Source organism: Stieleria marina (genome assembly GCA_007741555.1).
GTDB lineage: Bacteria > Planctomycetota > Planctomycetia > Pirellulales > Pirellulaceae > K23-9.
In genome coordinates this window covers 3,495,338-3,513,131 of sequence record CP036526.1, presented here as the reverse complement: position 1 = coordinate 3,513,131, position 17,794 = coordinate 3,495,338, and the positions used below count along the sequence as shown (strand labels likewise).

Below are 17,794 nucleotides of genomic sequence, written 5' to 3'. Positions count from 1 at the left end.
GCCAGGCACGCCCAGTGGATGCTTTATCTGCCACTCCAGCGGTGCCCTCAGCGCAAAAAACTACTCCACTTGCCATCGCCATAACGGCATACTGTTCAATTTTTCACTCAATCATCAAAAAACTGCTGGCGACTCGATCGTGCGGCATCTTCTCCAGGCATCGTCAGCCGATGACGCACCAACCAGGGATCACTCGTTTCGGTCATCCACTGGTTCAGCGATTGCGAAAGCTCGCGTTGCTTTTGCATATGACTGGGTTGCCCCGCAAGATTGTTCAATTCCTGCGGATCGTTTTGCAAATCGTACAATTCAATTTCATCACGATGCAGATAGCGATCGATCAATCGCAAACCGATCTTGGCATCGCCGCGCCGAATCGTCTCAGTCCAAGTCGCGCGTCGGAGCGTGTCGATCGGAAGCGGATATTCGCTCTGCCAATTGATATTCCAAATCAGTTTGTAGCGACGGTCACGGATCGTTCGCATCGGGTAATACATCGTGACTTCGTGGGCCACGTGCGACAGCATGACTTGGTCCCAACCGGCGGCATCACTGTCGTCGAGCACACTGATGACCGAGCGCCCGTGCAGCGAGTACTTTGGCCCCTTGCTGTTCGTCCAGTCCAAAATCGTTGGAGTGATGTCGGCCAACGTGACTAGAGCTTGGTTGGTTGTGTTTGCCGCTACAAAACCACCGTCACCCTTGGGCGCGCGAACGATGAACGGAACCTGAATTCCTGGTTCATAGTGATTGCCCATTGCTCCGGGTTCGGACGTGCCATGGTCGCTGGTAAAAATCACCAGCGTGTCATCTTCCTTGCCGGTTTCTTTCAGCACGCGAAGAACCTCGCCGACGCCGTAATCCAAATGGCTGATCTGCTGGTAGTAGCCGGCCAGGCCCTCACGAACTTCCGGTTGATCGGGCAAATACGGGGGCACAATGACATCCGCAGGATCGTAAGTCACAGTCGGTGCCTTGGACTGTTCCGGATTGACTCCCCAGCCAGGACGGTCGATGGACGTCGGATGCGGATCAACAAATCCAATGGTCAAGAAAAAGGGTTCGTCGTCCGCTTGTTCGATAAACTCCTTGGCGGTTTTTCCCAGTCGAATCACATCCCGCCCGCTGACTTTGACGTCAAACGAAAACGGATAAGCCGAATCAGGAACCGTGTGACGTTTGCCCAGGAGAGCAGTGTGATACTTTTGTCGTCGCAGAGATGCGAAAACTGTTTCGATCCTGGGCGCCAATTGATAAGTATGAATGCCATGCCCATGACCGTACTGACCGTTGGCATGCGTTTGCAGCCCCGTGTAAACCACCGCTCGACTTGGCCCGCACGAAGCCGTGGTCGCAAACGCATCCAAAAAACGAACACCTTCGCGCGCCAGGCGATCAATGTGCGGCGTCTTGATCACGGCGTTGCCGTAGCAACCACAATCGTCTTTGTTCTGATTGTCCGAAATCAACAGAACCACGTTCTTGCCAGCGTCCGCCGTATCGCACATCGCTGGCGTTAGCAGCAGAGCGAACCCGAACAACAAAAACGATTTCGTGCGATAAGGTTTCATATCACTTGGAATCCCAGAGACAGTAGAAGCAACCATGCCGTCAATCGTGAACTAGCTGACAGCGACTTTTTTGGTCGCGTCGATCGTGTACCGAAACGACAGTAGATGCAGTGGCTTGACGGACGTAATCGCGTTGGCGGCTTTCCAGATCCAATGCGTGCGTGGATTCAGAAAACTGATGATTGTGTTGTCGTAATTGGTGCTCAAGACGAATCGATCGCGCAAATGTTTTGGCAGCGTGAACTGGTTTTGAGTAAACAATCGCCATTCGGATCGCCGGCGTGCGTGGTACCAAGTGATCGACGGGTTCATCAAATTAGGTTCGATCGCGATAAAACGACCGCCCGGTTTCAGCACCCGTTCGACTTCGGACAAGGTTTGCGGGATATCGGCGACGTGGTGCAAAAAATCCCAGCAATGAACGACGTCCATCGACGCGTCCTCCAAAGGCAGCTTCATCGCCGACCCCTCTTCGACTCGGCAGTTACTCAAGCCACGGTCCTGAATCAGCCGATCGGCTTCGGCTAGCATTTCGCTGCTGACATCAACTCCGACGATCGACCGAGCGTGCTGGCTGAGCAGCGGGTAATAAAAACCCGTGCCGCAGCCCAAATCCAGCATATCCCCGGCCGGCGTCGGAAACATTTTCTGGAATGCCTTTGCCACCAAGTCAGCGACGATCGGATTGTTGTCCAAGATCTCCGTGTCGAACCGCTGAAAATAGAGCGGTTTCTTGCCCGTTGTGACGTTGTCGTAGTGTTGGCGGTTCTGATCGACGTCATGAAACACAGGCTTCGCTCGATTCGTCTTGTTGGTTGGGAGTGTCGTGACGTACCGTACTGCTAGCTAACCGACGAAACAACATTGGCTCACCAACGCCCTGTCGTATGACCACATCATCTTCAAGCAGTTTGCCGTCTAGCAACTTGCTTTCAAACGATCCACCCGAAGCTGCGGATTCGGCTGCGCGAACCGGCGAACGCTCCGCCGCCGAGCCGACCGCCAGTGTAGCTCAATCGTGGACTTGGTATCTGCTGGGGCTGTTGTTTTTGATCGCCGTCGCTTGGTGGCTTTATGCGCGCTCGCTGGACTACGATCTGATTTTTGACGACTTACCAACCATCGTTGGCAACGAATCCATTCATCAACTGTTTCCTTTGTTTGGCGACGAAGGAAGTTTCGGACCGCTGAACCCCAAGCCAAGCACCCCAGTCACCGCTCGCCCGTTGGTCAGCTTAGCGTTTGCGGTCAACTATCATTTTGGCGGCGAAAACCCTTGGGGCTACCGGTTGTTCCACATTGCGTTGCACGTCGCAACCGCTGCACTGCTGTGGGCGATTGTTGCGTTTACGCTGAAGCAGCCGCGTTTAGTCGAACGATTCGGATCGATTCGGCACGCCATCGCTTTCGTCGCGGCGCTGCTGTGGATGGTGCACCCGTGTCATAGCGAAACACTAATCTACCTTACGCAGCGCACCGAGCTGATGATGGGTTTTTTCTATCTCCTGACAATCTATCTCAGCCTGCTGTATTGGCAGAGCAACTCACTGGTCGGCCGGACGATCTGGCTGATCCTCGCCACCGTCGCTTGCACGTCGGGGATGATGTGCAAAGAAATGATGGCGTCGGTTCCCGCGATGGTGCTGTTGTACGAATGGACGTTCATGCCGGGCACGACTCGCGATCACATCAAGCGATCATGGCCGCTCTATGTAGGGCTGGCCCTTTCGTGGATTCCCATCGCGTGGCTTTACACGTCGGGCTACACGACGCCATTGGCAGGTTTCAACAACACGATTTCGGCGGTCGACTGGTGGATGACGCAGGCTAATGCGTTCTTTGTCTACTGGAAGATGACGTTCGTCCCGTACCCACTGGTGCTGCATCATCAAGTCCCCACGCTTACCAGTATGTCAGAAGCCTGGCCGGGTGTTCTGGGCTTGGTGATCTATGGCGCCGTCACCGCTTGGTTGCTTATCAAACGACGTGCCAGCGGATACGTGTTGATCTGGTTCTTTGCCGTATTGTCGCCGACCTTGATCGTACCGCTGCCGCTGGAAGAAATCTCGGACCGCCGACTGTATGTTCCCTTGGCCGCCGTGACGCCGCTGCTGGTCGCACTCGTGTTTGGCTGGTGGGGCAAATTCACGGACGTCGCTCGAGATTCGTTTCCCAGTCGTCCCATCGCAGCGGCGGGAAAACTGCTTTCAAACTACTGGGTCCCGGTGGGCGTTTTTGCGATCACAATCTTCGTCAGCTCGATGGTCACCGCACGAACCATGCCTCGACTGAGCAGCCGTCAGATCGTGTGGAAAGAAGTCCTGAAACACGAACCCGACAACATGTACGCCATGATGTGCCAGGGATGCGTGGAATTCAACGACGGCGACCACGAACAAGGGTTGGCCAAAATGAGGCGGTCATTCGAGGCCCGACCCGATATGAAAATGGGCGTGATCTCCTACGCGACCGCTTTGGAAAACAGGGGCTATCGCAAACGAATCATCGACGTTTACCGCGAAGCGATTCGGGTCAGTCCGACTGAACCGATGTTGCGTTACAACCTGGCGTTTTGGCTGGAACAAAGCGGAAAAACGGGACAAGCAATCGAAGCCTACCAGGCCTGCCTGGAGTATGCTCCCCAAGACGCGGCAGCGCATACCAACCTTGGTTCGCTGCTGGCTGAGATGGGTCAGTTGCCCGCAGCCATCGAGCATTTTGAGGCCGCTGTCAAAATCGAACCGGATTTTTCGAGCTGCATGAACCTGATGACCGCCTATTTGCAAAACGGACAAAGCGAACAAGCCGCTGTGGCTGCGGAAAAATTGCTGGTCGCCGCTCGATCCGAAGGCAAGCATGACGTGGCAAATCGAATCGAGCGCAGCTTGGTTGCTTTGAAAGCAAAATCGCGATGATCACCATCTCCGCCCCAATGCAACGATTGTCGTTTCAATCAAAAAATCGGTTCGTCACGCGGTGCATCGTCGACAGCAATTCCTGGGTCGGGAACACCGCATGCGCGTCGGAGTAATCGGAGCGGGACCAGCCGGTCTAACCGCCGCCCTGTCGCTTCAGCGAGGCGGCGCGTCGGTGGATCTATTCGAATCGAGCGCGCAGGTCGGTGGTCTATCGCGAAGCATGGATCTCTGGGGACACCGCGTCGACATCGGCCCCCACCGTTTCTTTAGCACAGACGAACGTATCAACCAGTTCTGGCTTGACATTGTCGGCGATGACTACCGGATGGTCGAACGTTTGACGCGCGTCTACTTTCTCGGGCAGTTGATCGACTATCCCATTCGCCCGCTCAGTGCGATGCAAAAACTGGGTTGGCGAGATGCCTGCGGTTGCCTGACCAGTTACTTGAAAGAAAAAGTCAGCCCAACCTACGCGGCCGACGAAGGTTCATTTCAATCATGGGTGACGTCTCGATTTGGCAAACGACTGTTCGAGATGTTTTTTCAATCGTACAGCGAAAAGCTTTGGGGCATCCCCTGCAGCGAATTGAGCGACGACTTTGCTGCGCAGCGCATTCGCAATTTTTCGCTCGGTGAAGCCATCGCCAGCGCGGTGATGCCGGGGCGGTCCAAGCGTCATAAAACACTGGTCGATCAATTTGCCTACCCGGTCGGTGGAACAGGTGCTGTCTACGAAACGATGGCGGCCAAATTCGTTTCCTTGGGAGGACGCATCCATCTGGAATCGCCGGTGACAAAAGTCCTGCGTCGTGATTCCAAAGTCAGTGGCGTTCAGCTATCGTCGAACGATTCGATCCAGCTGGACCACGTGGTTTCGACCATGCCGCTTTCGCTGCTGATCAACGCCCTGGACGACGAAAACGATCCGGTTCCCGCGGCCGTGCACTCGGCGATCGATGCGTTAAAGTTTCGCAACACACTGCTGACCTATTTGCACGTCGATAGCGACGATGTTTTCGATGATCAATGGGTTTACATTCAATCGCCCGATGTCGCGGCGGGACGCGTAACAAACTTTCGCAATTGGGTCCCCGAACTCTATCGCGAACTGGACACGACTGTGCTGGCTGTCGAACGCTGGTGCGACAACAATTCTCCGGCCTGGACGTCCGACGATGCGACGTTGATCCAAGAGTGCAAAAACGAGTTGCAGGAGATTGGATTGCTGACCAATCAACGAGTCACCGATGGCCACGTGCTGCGGATTGGGCGCTCCTATCCCATCTATCGCAAGGGCTACCGGCAACACATCGAATCGGTCGCCCGGTACTTGTCGTCGATCGGAGGCATCACGCCGATCGGTCGCAACGGTGCATTCAAGTACAACAACCAAGACCACAGCATTTTGATGGGCCTGTTGGTCGCCGACAACTTGATCAACGGAGCTGATCACGATCTGTGGAGCGTCAATTCGGACAGCGACAGCTATCACGAACCCACCAGGATCACCGACACCGGCTTGGTTCGATCGGTTTAGCTGGGACCGTTTAGCGGCAACCAGTTACCTCAGGTCGCCTACAGATCGACGTCCTTGATCGTCTCTGCTTTTCCGGTCCACTGCGGCGTCGGATGCTCGACTCCACCTGCGCGAACCGTCCCTTTGTCCGTCAACAGACGCAGTTGGTGCCGTGCATAAAGACTCGGAATCAACGAATCACCTTTTCGCAGTCGATAAAGAATGCATCCCTTGCGACGGACGAAGTGCATGCCCCAAACGGTCGCGACGAACAGTTCACGTTGCAAGCCCATCCCCGTGGTTTCGATGCGATCACCGACGTCAATTCCTTCCGCGTCCACTTTAAGCCACAAACAAGGACGCAACCGAAAGCGAACGCTGCCGTATCGATAGTGATAGTAGACGCCGTCAAACGCATCCCGCCGAAACACTCGCTCGCTGGGGATACACCGCACCGCCGATGCAACATCATCGGGATGAATGAATCCCTGACCATCTTCGGGCCACCGAGGAAAGCATCCGTACTGTGGAAATTGCTGCAAAACCATTCAAACTTAAACGGTGAAACGAAATACGGCCCTCAACGTGATAGCAAACGATTATACAGGCACCAGCAAGTGCATACGAATGCCTGTCAAAACGAAACAAATCATGCACAGAATACACGTTTGGCGTTTCCGCCCTTGCCACGCAGACTGCTCAGCGAAACCAATTCGCGACCAGAATCTCCGACCGCTACCGATCCTGTTCGTACTGCGATACCAAGCGTTCCATAATCACTGCCGGCAGCGTCAGTTTTGTGATCACCGGATCGCCGATACTTGCCACCATTGAACTTATAAACAATCCTTTTTGCTCGGAAACGTTGCGAAACTCTTCCCAAGGAATGAATAGCGGCGGGTGCCCCATGCGAAATGGAAATAGTACCGCAAGCCGCAATCCCGACGGACAAATGCGAAGCATCAAACAGCCGTTGTAGTTGACGATTCCAACGCGTCCCGTCCGCATCCCAAATGACTCGCCCGGTTCGCCCGAATCGCGTGTACCGTCATCGCGATAGTGCTGAGCCAACCTGGACCATCCGCTCAGGCGCGCAAGCAACGACACGACCAACGACCAGAACGACACAAACGCCGCCCCGACTAACAATGTCCCCAGTACGATCAGGAGCAAAGGATGCACGCTAGGTCCTTTGAAATGGATGGTTGACGCCGAGCAAATCGCCCGAAAATGTCTCTCCGCATCTTACCAGCACTTCGCGCCCCGGCCACAGCCAACCACGCCGATTGCCAGTTCGCCGGGATGAATCCAAATCAAGCTGCTTTGGTTGCCGTAGCGACAGGCACCGTCAAATTTGCGAGCGGATTGGCTGCTTGAACCGTTCGGATGTGCAGATCTTGTTGTGGGAATGCGATCTCGATTCCCGACTGATTGAACTCACGATTGATGGCCATGTACAGCGCACTGTTCACGCCCGGCCGGCTTTCGCGATGCCCGATAAACACGCGCAATTCAAAATCCAGCGTGCTGTCGCCAAATCCGCCAAACACGACGCAGGGTTCCGGATTGTCCAATACCATCGGACTGCGCCTCGCAATTGACATCAGGATCGATTCGACTCTTGCTGTGTCCGTGCCGTAAGCGACACCCACATTGACGATCGTTCGACAAACCGGATCGCTTAACGTCCAGTTGATCACGTTGCCGGTGATAAAACTTTTGTTAGGCACAATCAATTCACGACGGTCAAAATCGGTGATCGTTGTGGCGCGAATTTGCATCCGAGTCACCGTTCCGGTCACCTCGCCAATCGTGACGATGTCACCGGCTCGAATGGGACGCTCGAACAGGATGATCAGACCGCTGACCAAGTTGGCAAAAATTTCCTGCAACCCAAACCCCAAACCAACCGTCATCGCCGCAGCCAACCACTGCACACTGCTCCATGACAGCCGGATCATGTGGCAGGCTATCAACAGTCCTGCCAACGTGAGCGCGTAACGCATCAAGATCGACACCGCGTTGCGACCGCCCATGTCGATCGGCAATCGCTGGAGCACCGTGACCTCCAGCAAACTGCTCATGCGGCGACCAATCATCAACGTCCCAATCACGATCAAGCAAGCAACAATGGCGTCTTTCAGCGTGGTGGGAATGTTGGTGTCATACTGCGTCAAAGTCGTTTTACCGCCCGGGTTCGACACGACCTCGGAAACTTTCACGACGTTGTCCCACAACGTGACTCGGTCCAGCACTCGCAACGCCGGCAGCACTTCGGCCCAGATAAACCAGCCTCCGACCAGCAGCGTCGCAACCGTCGCGTATCGCAACAGTTCGCGAATGTGGATGTCCGCCGTCTCTTGCCACTTGATCTCTTCGACTTCAGCGATCTCACTGCGCAGGTCTGACGGATCCGCATTATTTGATTCGGTCGCACTTCGCTCCGCCGTTTTCTCTCGTGCGGCCTGCAATTTGGATTGCCGATCAATCACCGATCGGTTGTAGCCTTTCAGCCGAAGCCAACGTAGCGCCAAGGCATGAACGACGATGATACCCAAAATACCTACCAAGCTCTCGGCAAATCGGCTGCTCAGTTTGGTTGCCGAATAGTGATAGCCATAGGCCGAGATGCCCGCCAAAATCAGCGGCACCATCACCGAGACAAAACAAATGGCCCGCTGCAATCGCGACACCATCGATTCGGGATTCAATCGCGTGACCGCTTGCATCAGTTCGCCACTGGGTCGCAGCAACGAATAGCTCTGCAGCGAAACAAACGATAGCGTCAGCATCAGCGTCAACCGGTGCAGACTGTCGCCTCCCGTCAACGTTACGTTTTGCGACAGCACCAAAACACCGACCAGCGGCGCGGCCACCAACACGGTCAATTCCAACGTCCGACGCACACTGATCAGCACGCGCGGAGGCCAACCAAACATGCGGTGACCGACTTGGTTTTCCATGCAGATTTCGCGAATGATCTGACAGCCCCAAACCAGACCCGCGACGGCCAGGAGAGCAGTGCCAAGCCCCTGAGTGAATTCGTCGGCACTGTCCGCTGTACTGAGCTTGTAGCCGACCGCCAGCAATACCGCCGGCCAGCCGGCGGACAGCAAAATCGAAATCGCTAGTCCGGACAACGACATTCCAAACTTCATCGGCTTGGGCGGATGCCCCAGCGAATACGTAGGCGGTTTGCAGAGTTCTTTGAGCCGACGGACCATGTGTTGGCGAAAAGTATAAGCCAGCAGTATCAACGCCAGCGCCGCTGCCAGCGCCGCCGGTCCTCGCATTGTTTCGCCGACGACGTCACGCACCGCAGCCGTCCATCGCGAAGGCTTAAACAGACTTGCCGTCGCGACCGTCGCTTGGCGAATGTCTTTTGCCGACAGCATGTCATCACTGCGCACCCACAGCACATGTTCGTCCAAGAAACCGCGGAAGCTGACAATCTGTTGCGACAAATCATGATTGGCCACCTCCAGTTCGCTCAAATCACGCAGCAGCGTGTCTTGATCGGCGATCAGTTTGTCCAGCAAATCACGACGTGTCTGAAGCAGGATCGTCACCGCTCGCAAAATCTGCTGCGGATCGATCTCGGTGATCGTCGCCCCCATTTCGTCAACCAATTGCTGTCCCTTGGCAGCGGGATCGCTGATGTCGCGTCGCTCATCCTTCAGTTCCATCAGCAACAGGTGCGCGGCCGGCGTGTGATGGCTCAGCTGGGTTGCACGATGATGACACTCGCCTTGATCAGGCAGTTCGTTCTTTTGTTTGCGGAGCAAGATTCCGGTGCTGGTTGCTTGTGGCGCATGTTCGACTTTTCGCTGCAGCGAATCGAGGTTCTCTTCCAGTCGCGTCGTCATTTGATTCAGCTTGGTGACGGACGCCGAAGTGGTCTGAATCTCTTTTGCCGTGGTGACACGCAGCTCTGCGATTTCGGCGTTACGAGTCGCTAGTTCTCGCAGGGCAGGATGCGATCGTTCGGCTAGCTGGCGTGTTTCGAACGCGTAGCGAGTCGATTCGTCGCGGCGCCAGCGTTCGACCGTTTTCTTCCATCCGTCCAGCTTTTGTTTGCTGTGCGACAACTGGCGGTCGGCCAAATCGCGTTCCAAGGGCCATTGTTCTGCCAACGCGTCAAACCGTTTAGCCTCGACGCGAAGCAGATCTCGCTGCGCCGCCATGGAGTGCAAACGCGCGCGTCGTTCGATGGACCCAACGTAGTTCTGAAACTCGTCCTGAGTGGCATCCGCGGGCGCCTCTTTGGCTTCTGCGATGCGTTTGTCTAGCTCGGAGGTTTCCTTTGTGATCGCCGACACTCGCTTTGTGCGTGAATCAATCCGCTGGCTGATTTCGTCAAGCCGCTTTTGGTCACCTTGCGTCCGAAGATCCAGTTCTGTGATCTGCGATTCCAACTGGGCCAACGAAGCCCCCGCTGGAATGTAAACTTGGTCAGCCGGTGGGGGCTGATTCAAGTGCGCGCGAAGTCGCTTGATCTCGGCCGGAGCATTCTTGATCTGTTCAGTATATTTGGTAACGTGCTTGATTGCGTCTTGCCGCGCCGTCAGCCATTTGATCGCCTGTCCCAGCGACGCCTGCGATCGAGCAAGCTGTTCTTCGGTGAGTTCGGTGTGGGAAACGAGCCCGTCGATTTCCGCTTGCACCATCTCAATGGTCAGGTCACTGTCGACGTCGACCTGCAAATGCGAAACCTGCCGAATCATTGATCTCGAGCGCGGCAAACCTCGTGCGATGCGCGGCGTCGTGGGACCGATCGCGTCCACCGAACGTTCCTGGGCACGGGCCGTGTTTAGCGGCTGGGAATCGGGGATCAATCGATGCCGTGTTGGGGGGCGGATTTCTTGCTCCGCGAAATGCGGCGGAAGAACCAGATCCTGTGCGGAAACCTTGCCAGCAAACGCATTGCTTAGCCAAGCCAAGCCAACTAGCAGGAGCCCTGGCAGCAGCCGCGGAAGCCAATGATCCAGAGGGGCACAAAAACCTGTATAAGTCGGCATCAACACAAGCACCTTGGCGGAAAGAGAGGCACCGCAGCAATCGCGGCAGCATCCACCTTTCGATGTACCAACCTGCGATCACCAGGGTCAACGTAGGTAAACCGCCGAGACTGGCTGAATCACTGAACCGTCGCACGAAAATTCGGCTTCACAACCCTTTGGCAGCGAATGAAGATGGCCGCCAACGCAAGCACACAACAAAGCTAGGCAGGCAGGGAATGCCGCAGGAAACGCCAGTACGAATCCAATTGCTGGACTCAGGATGCCCTCTCTCACGGCCGATCCCCTCGCCCAAAATGGCAGCAAACAAAAGCTTGCAAAGCCAATCGCAAACCTCTACAAACAAATAAAAATCGGCAACAAGCACCACCAATCCGGTGGGGTTGTCGCATAAAAACATGTTGTCGGACCTCAGCTAATCATGGGCGCAGACGCTTTTCTCGTTTTCTACGGTGTCCGCGCGACAGTCCCGGATGATGACGCCGCAATCGAGGCACTCGAAGAAGGTGACCACCCTTTGCTTTCGCTCCCACGCACATGCGGTCTGGATACGTGGACTGGCCGCCTTACCGATGATTCGGATTACCACATTCTGCTCGGTAAACGGGTTGGTCTTTTCGGGGTGGAGAATCAACACGACGCGTGCATTGATCCTGCTGACCTGTCGGTGATCGCGACCGAGGTTGACGAGCTTCTCGCGAAACATGGGATATCCGGCACGCCCACGCTGCACTTTCAGCTTGAGGCCGAGTACTAACGGCCAGCCGCAATGGCCGATCGACGGTCCGACAACATGGTTTTTACGCTAGTCCCTTCGGGATCACCTTCGTCGTTTGGCAACGCTTGCTGGCATTGGTAAACTCTCTCGTAACTCAGAGTCAGCCGCTTCGTTCACGGCGGTGACGTAAAAACCTTCCGTTGTGCGGCCCGAGATCACCTCGATTGTTGGCTTGTTTTTTTGGTTTTGGTTTGCTTGCTTTCTTGTTTGCTTTCTAACTCCTTCAGAATCACAACTTTTCCAGAGGATGTAAAATAAAGCCCGGTCAGAGCCGGGCATCAAACAGGTGCAATAGAGTGGTGTACCTGAGCTGCGATTTCATTGCCGCCAGCTTGCCCTAGCGTCCCCTGAGCTGCCACGTCCCTCCGCTCAAGCCGCTACGGGCCGGTGTCAGCTCAGGCACCGACGCTTGCGGGAATGGGCTGACGCGGCGGCAGCTTCGCCAGCTCCAGTGTTTTGCCTAGATTAGCACAACATGGTTTTAACGCTGAGGCCTCCCGGCACGCCTCCTAACGAGCTTTGTTCATTGCCCCTCTGGATACGCTCTTTCTCTGCTAGACTCTGTTAGGCTTCGCTCTGGACGGCGTCGTTAAAACCTTCCGTTGGCAGACACGAGGAGACCATGGATGATTGCTCGACGCCGGCTCCGTTATTCCGTTCGCACTCTGTTGCTCTCCTCTACACTCATATGCCTAGCCCTTGCAACTTGGGCTGCATGTCGAACCCGCGCGATCAGCGACGTCTCCAACCATGCGAATGGTTGGTCGCCAGAAGTGGTCGCACCGTTTCTCCTCCGCACTCATTTCTCCGACAACGTAACGGCTCATGACACGTTCCACGTTTGGGCATTTGGCTGCGTTCTATCCTTGCCATTCAAATCTGCATACCCAGAACCGAACCCCACTATCATCACCGTTCAACCTCGAATCATTTTCAACCCAGAGCCAGAGCAGCGTCAGCTTGGCTTCCAGCTTAGACAGTGAGGTGTCTGCCAACATGGTTTTTACGCTAGGCCTTCGGCACACCTTCCATGTTTGGCCACACGGGTTGGCCTTGGTACAATGTCTCGCAATTCAGACTCGCTCGCTTCGTTTTGGCGGTGGCCTAAACACCTTCCATTGTGCAACTCTTAATAAACTATGTCAGACGCCACCACCCGCGAATTCACACATGTCGCGAACAGTCAATCTGGAGTATTGGGTAGCGAAGCGAATCAAAGATTATTGACGGTGATGTTGTTTGCACTAGCGTGCTTGCTCGCGACTCCTGCATTGGGAATTGGCGAGCGGAAACCCAATATCGTGGTTATCATGGCCGACGACCTCGGTTATGCGGACGTTGGCTTTCAGGGCTGCAAGGATATTCCAACGCCGAACATCGACGAACTTGCGACCAGCGGTGCCCGGTTTTCACAGGGCTACGTGACTGGATGCATGTGCGGTCCTTCGCGAGCTGGCTTTATTACCGGTCGTGTGCAGTCTACGTTTGGCTATTACGTGAATCCCAGGCAGCCTCTCAATCCCAAAGAGGGCTTGCCAGCAGGTATCAAAACGGTTGCTCACTACATGCAGGACCACGGATATGTCACTGGCGGTGTTGGCAAGTGGCATATGGGAACGGCCGATCATCAAGTTCCTCGCGCAATGGGATACTCCGATTGGTTTGGCTTTTATGGTGGCGGGCTGATGTACTTTCCGCTTGATCATTCATCATATAACGGCCGATATCTCACAAAGAAAAACCCTTGGGGTGTGCGCGACATGCATCACACGCTGCCGCTGCTTCATAACGGTTCGCAAGTTCAGTGGGATCAGTACCTGACGCGTGAACTGACCGATGGCGCCATTCGATTCATCGAAAAGAACCACACGAAACCTTTCTTTCTCTTCGTGTCTTACAACGCTCCCCATGAATACCTCGAAGCGCCGGAAGAAACGATCGCCAAGTATCCGGTGGAATTGATGACAAAAGTGCCCGGTGTACCAGCGAAAAGTCGGTCGGTCTACGGCGCCATGGTTGACGAGATGGACCAGGGCATCGGGCGTTTGACAAAAGCTCTAGACAATCTGGACCTAACTGATGACACGGTGGTTTGGTTCTTGAGTGACCACGGCGGACTTAAACGCACCAGTGACAACCGACCGCTGCGTGGCGCGAAAGGCAATGCCTACGAAGGCGGATTACGCGTCCCCTTTGTGGTCCGCTGGCCGTCGCAAGTGCGACCGGGAACCGTGCTGGATCATCCAGTGACTTCTCTCGACATCGGCGCAACAGCGCTGGCTCTTGCGGGTGGTAGCGTCAAGCAATCGGGCCTGCACGGAATTGACATCACCGACTATATGAAGGGAAATTCAAGCGTCCCTCCCCACAAATCGCTGTACTGGCACACCGGCCGCAGTCCTCAAGACATCACCGGAGTGTTTCGCGAAGGCGATTTCAAAATGATTGTCACTCGCGGCGATGTCGAACTATTCCACATCAAAGACGATCCGGCTGAATCCCATAATCTGGCCGGTGCTCAACCACAACGCGCAGAGACGATGTTGGCACTTTGGAAAACCTGGAACGAATCCAACCGTCGGCCGCTGTGGAAAAAGGAGACGGGCCGCAGTGAAGATGATTATCAATACGGCGACCACGAGTGGCTCAAAGGCACACCACACTACCGCGTGAAGAATACACAGAACTGACTGCCCGTCCAGGAAATCAGTGCCAACGAATTTGAAGGCAATTTCGCAATACTCAGCCCTTGCTGTCCGTATCGCGTAACATGGTTTTCCCGCTAAGCCATCGGTACACCTTCCGTTCGCCGACGCGGGCTGGCCTTGATAGAATCACCGTAGTTCGGATATCGCTGGATTCGTTCCGAGCGGTTTCTTCAAACTCTTCCGTTATCGGGACTAAACTTACAAGATGGGTGATGATGCGGCACTGATCCGACGCTTTGTCGATTGCTTTCTTCGCCTCGATGATTCCAGCTACACTGCCGACGCCCCGCCTCCGGCAACACTTAGCCTCGGCCAAGACCCAGACGACTGGAACACGATTCGGTGGGCACCTGCAGCCATCGAATCGCCGCCAGAATCTCTAGGTGACCTTCCGAGCAACGAATCACTGCCCGCGTTGTATCGACAGTTGGTACTGTCATTCCGGTGGCTATCCGTCGATCTCCACATCGTTCGGCTTCTCGGTAATCCGCCTGGCGACGGGCTTGAGCCCTTGGCAAACCAAATGACGTCTGACCCCGTCATTCAGAACACCTTGGGGCCAAAGGGCTACGTTCGGTTTGCACTGGCCCCCGACTGTTACGATCCAATCTGTTTTGACCTCAATCGCGTCGCAAACGACGACTGCCCCATTGTTCGCCTAAGCCACGAACCCATCTTGATGCGCGACAAGATTGGCGACGTTTCAACGGTATTCAACACATTTCGCGATCTTGTTTACGCCGTGTTGGCATTGGAACATCAAACGTAGCGCATCGCCCGACAACATGGTGTTTACGCAAGGCATTCGGCACACCTTGCCTCTTTGGTTTCGAGCCACGCTCCTGGCAAACTTTCTGGTTGGTCAGACATCGCTTATTTCGTTCAGGGCGGTGACCAAAATTTCTTCAGTTGCACGAACTAACCATCGATCGAACTTAGCCGTTCGGGGCACTTTGATCGCCTACGCGACATGCACTTCGCGTATGATCCTGCGTCACATACTGACATCGCTTCAGCGGTTGCAAGGTGCGATTCGGAGGAGCTTCTCCCGTTTTACCGCTTGGCCGACGGCGCCTTGCTTGGCGATGGAGATGATTTCCACGCCTCGGACGGCAAACGTTACCGTCTACCCTTTCCGCGTCTTGCTGACCTGCATACACCCCAGGACGACGGACACGTTTTTGATGACGCACAGTATTTCGCAAACACGGCTCGATGGTGACAAATTATCGACTACGGCAACGCCAATTGGCTCGCGTTTGATGGCACGACTGATGGCAATGTTCGCATTGTCGATGTGCTTTACGAAACGGTGGGCTTTGACGATGAACATGACGTGGTCGCACTCAGCCTCGCTGAACTCCGAAAGCGGACTCTCGATCGGGGCGATGGGTACTGGTTTGACGACGACTTTCAGGCACACTCGCGACTTTGAACGTTTGGGCACTTCAGCGTTCGTAAAAATCGGGGTTACACGAGTGCTTCGACACACCTTCCAACTTTGTCAACGCGAGTTGGCTTTGGTACAACTTCAGTCGTTCATGCATCGCTCGCTCTGGATGGGGCGGCGTGGTAACTCCCTTCCGCTAGTTGCCACCAGATCTTCAGGTCGTCGACAGCACACGGATTTGCTCGGAATAATTCAACGAACGCTGCGAAAATGATTGATCCGCTGCTTGAGATTTGGGAATCGGTGGAAACCGACACGTCGTCCACGATGGTGGTTCCGGACGGCTGCCGCGACTTGATTGGCCGATCATCACGTGGTCAGCCCCCATCTTGGTTTGTCTCTTCGGTGGACGATTGCGCTCGTAGAATTGCCACCAACGCAGGCGACTCATTCCTTGGTTTTCGACTCAAGCCTGGCACTTCGGTTGACTGCCCGCGACTACTGAAAGAGAGCGACGCGTTCGCTTACGACATTGATACCATTGCAACGCGGATTCGCGAAACGTGCTCAATTTCGTTGAACGTAGCTGTGGCCATGACTTCGTTAGCATCATCTCGCACCGTAAAGCACGCCGCGAATCAATGCGGCGTCGGCCCGCGCACGCTGCAACGACTTGTGCTGCACGAAACTGGCCGACCACCGCAGTTCTGGCTGCAACTGGCGCGGATACGCCGTGCTGCAAGAGGCATCGCGACGGCGCATTCCTTTGCTGATTTGGCTTATGACAGTGGGTTTTCCGACCAGGCCCACATGACGCGGCAATTTCGCCGTTGGCTGGCCGTGACGCCCACGCAGTTCGCATCGAGTGCCGATTTGCAATCGTCGATCCACCAATCCGGCTATGGCTGAGGCCGGACTGCAGTGCAAAGTTCGACAAGAAATCCATTGATGTCGCGAATGTATGCTGTTGTCTGCCCCCACGGCATTTCTTCGGCTTCTTGGACCAAGGTAGCTCCTGCCTCGACGGCGCACTTTAATTGCTCGGCAACGTTCTCGGTTTCAAACGCGATCTCAAACGTTGGTGCTGATGGGTTGACGTCCCCTGGTGACTTGCCGATCTGCTTCATTAGCACTTTTGAAGAGAACGACAGGATTGTGTCGCCCGTCGCAAGCTCACCGTAGTCTCCACTGTCATGAATCATCTTGCGATCCAATCCGAATGCGCGTTCGTAAAATTCGATCGTATTGGTAACGTCGTCGACATATAGAATTGTGTAGCGAAACCGCATGTGTTCTCCTGATTTGATTGGTGTACTGGCGGAATTTTAACGGGACTTAAAAAGTCTGTCTTGAATAAATGCGACACGCCATTGACCTGTTCCCCGGCTCTGGACCACCAACATAGAGAAAACCAGGGCTTCATCTGGCCGAGCGAGCCCGGCCAGATGAAGCGAGATCTTTGGGGCCAATCGCTTGTTCTCTTCTTCCAAGGACTTCAAGTGACAAAGCTCTTCGGTGCCCCGACCAGCAAACTTCTTCTTCCAGCGATAGAACGTCTGCTGACTGATCCCAAGTTTCCGACACACTTCATCAATCGGCATTCCGCTCTCTGCCTGCTTCAACGCGAAGGCAATCTGGTGGTCAGCAAATTTGACTTCTTCACCGGCGGTTTCTCCTGGGAAATGCCGATCAGATTTTAGACCGGTTTTCTCACTATGCGCGGTTCAGTTCTTTCGGTGCAGGACAACGTTTTTCCCGTTGGTTTGGTGACTGCTGACAATGCACTTCGGGTGCGAGGAATCAATTATCAATGGCATAGCCGAGAATCTCTGTGCGGCGTCGGCGGCTAGGTTGGTTGTGGCAATCTCAAGTTCGGCAATGCCTGGATAGACGAC

The 17,794-nt window shown here is 54.9% G+C and carries 14 protein-coding genes and 1 pseudogene; 7 read left to right on the top strand and 8 right to left on the bottom strand.

Going from position 1 to position 17,794, the window contains the following annotated elements; translation table 11 throughout:
• Positions 1–107: 107 nt before the first annotated feature.
• Both K239x_RS12240 and K239x_RS12235 read right to left on the bottom strand, forming a co-directional pair.
• On the bottom strand, positions 108–1,607 hold the full coding sequence (locus tag K239x_RS12240; RefSeq protein ID WP_145418311.1) for a sulfatase family protein: 1,500 nt from the start codon (positions 1,605–1,607) through the stop codon (positions 108–110).
• A gap of 15 nt (positions 1,608–1,622) precedes the next feature.
• Positions 1,623–2,360: a class I SAM-dependent methyltransferase gene (locus tag K239x_RS12235; RefSeq protein WP_145418309.1), complete on the bottom strand. Its 738-nt coding sequence runs from the start codon at positions 2,358–2,360 to the stop codon at positions 1,623–1,625.
• Between the two features lie 98 nt (positions 2,361–2,458).
• Here K239x_RS12235 and K239x_RS12230 point away from each other — a divergent pair, with 98 nt between their 5' ends.
• The gene (locus K239x_RS12230; protein ID WP_145418307.1) at positions 2,459–4,486 is read left to right on the top strand and encodes a tetratricopeptide repeat protein; all 2,028 of its coding nucleotides are present in this window, start codon (positions 2,459–2,461) and stop codon (positions 4,484–4,486) included.
• Positions 4,487–4,586: 100 nt separating this feature from the next.
• Positions 4,587–6,026, top strand: coding sequence for an FAD-dependent oxidoreductase (locus K239x_RS12225; RefSeq protein ID WP_145418305.1), 1,440 nt, complete (start codon positions 4,587–4,589; stop codon positions 6,024–6,026).
• Positions 6,027–6,064: 38 nt separating this feature from the next.
• Here K239x_RS12225 and K239x_RS12220 read toward each other — a convergent pair whose 3' ends face one another.
• The 3 genes from K239x_RS12220 to K239x_RS12210 form a co-directional block, all read right to left on the bottom strand.
• On the bottom strand, positions 6,065–6,553 hold the full coding sequence (locus tag K239x_RS12220) for a hypothetical protein (RefSeq protein ID WP_419189973.1): 489 nt from the start codon (positions 6,551–6,553) through the stop codon (positions 6,065–6,067).
• 187 nt (positions 6,554–6,740) lie between these two features.
• Entirely contained in the window at positions 6,741–7,187 is a 447-nt protein-coding gene (locus tag K239x_RS12215; protein WP_145418303.1) for a hypothetical protein, read from the bottom strand.
• A gap of 131 nt (positions 7,188–7,318) precedes the next feature.
• Positions 7,319–11,023, bottom strand: coding sequence for a mechanosensitive ion channel domain-containing protein (locus K239x_RS12210; RefSeq protein WP_145418301.1), 3,705 nt, complete (start codon positions 11,021–11,023; stop codon positions 7,319–7,321).
• Positions 11,024–11,444: 421 nt separating this feature from the next.
• On the opposite strand from K239x_RS12210, the gene K239x_RS12205 reads away from it, so the two are divergent.
• From K239x_RS12205 to K239x_RS12185, 3 genes are all read left to right on the top strand, one after another.
• A complete protein-coding gene (locus K239x_RS12205; RefSeq protein ID WP_145418299.1) occupies positions 11,445–11,780 on the top strand; it encodes a hypothetical protein in 336 nt (111 codons plus the stop codon).
• A gap of 1,160 nt (positions 11,781–12,940) precedes the next feature.
• Positions 12,941–14,491 (top strand): sulfatase-like hydrolase/transferase, encoded by a 1,551-nt coding sequence (locus K239x_RS12190; protein WP_419189972.1) that lies wholly within the window; start codon positions 12,941–12,943, stop codon positions 14,489–14,491.
• 223 nt (positions 14,492–14,714) lie between these two features.
• Positions 14,715–15,278: a hypothetical protein gene (locus K239x_RS12185; RefSeq protein ID WP_145418291.1), complete on the top strand. Its 564-nt coding sequence runs from the start codon at positions 14,715–14,717 to the stop codon at positions 15,276–15,278.
• Between the two features lie 357 nt (positions 15,279–15,635).
• Here K239x_RS12185 and K239x_RS12180 read toward each other — a convergent pair whose 3' ends face one another.
• Complete coding sequence (locus K239x_RS12180) at positions 15,636–15,956, bottom strand: hypothetical protein (RefSeq protein WP_145418289.1); 321 nt, start codon at positions 15,954–15,956, stop codon at positions 15,636–15,638.
• A 213-nt stretch (positions 15,957–16,169) separates the two neighbouring features.
• On the opposite strand from K239x_RS12180, the gene K239x_RS12175 reads away from it, so the two are divergent.
• Positions 16,170–16,808 carry a helix-turn-helix domain-containing protein gene (locus K239x_RS12175; protein ID WP_145418286.1) on the top strand — a complete coding sequence of 213 codons (639 nt, stop codon included), beginning with the start codon at positions 16,170–16,172 and terminating at the stop codon, positions 16,806–16,808.
• On the opposite strand, the gene K239x_RS12170 is transcribed toward K239x_RS12175, so the two are convergent.
• A complete protein-coding gene (locus K239x_RS12170) occupies positions 16,799–17,188 on the bottom strand; it encodes a VOC family protein (RefSeq protein ID WP_145418284.1) in 390 nt (129 codons plus the stop codon). The genes K239x_RS12175 and K239x_RS12170 overlap by 10 nt on opposite strands.
• 177 nt (positions 17,189–17,365) lie before the next feature.
• Positions 17,366–17,533: pseudogene (locus K239x_RS28510) on the bottom strand (transposase); the annotation flags it as partial.
• Between the two features lie 81 nt (positions 17,534–17,614).
• Between K239x_RS28510 and K239x_RS28505 the strand changes: the two are divergent.
• Complete coding sequence (locus K239x_RS28505) at positions 17,615–17,749, top strand: hypothetical protein (RefSeq protein ID WP_419189971.1); 135 nt, start codon at positions 17,615–17,617, stop codon at positions 17,747–17,749.
• The last annotated feature ends 45 nt before the right edge of the window (positions 17,750–17,794 follow it).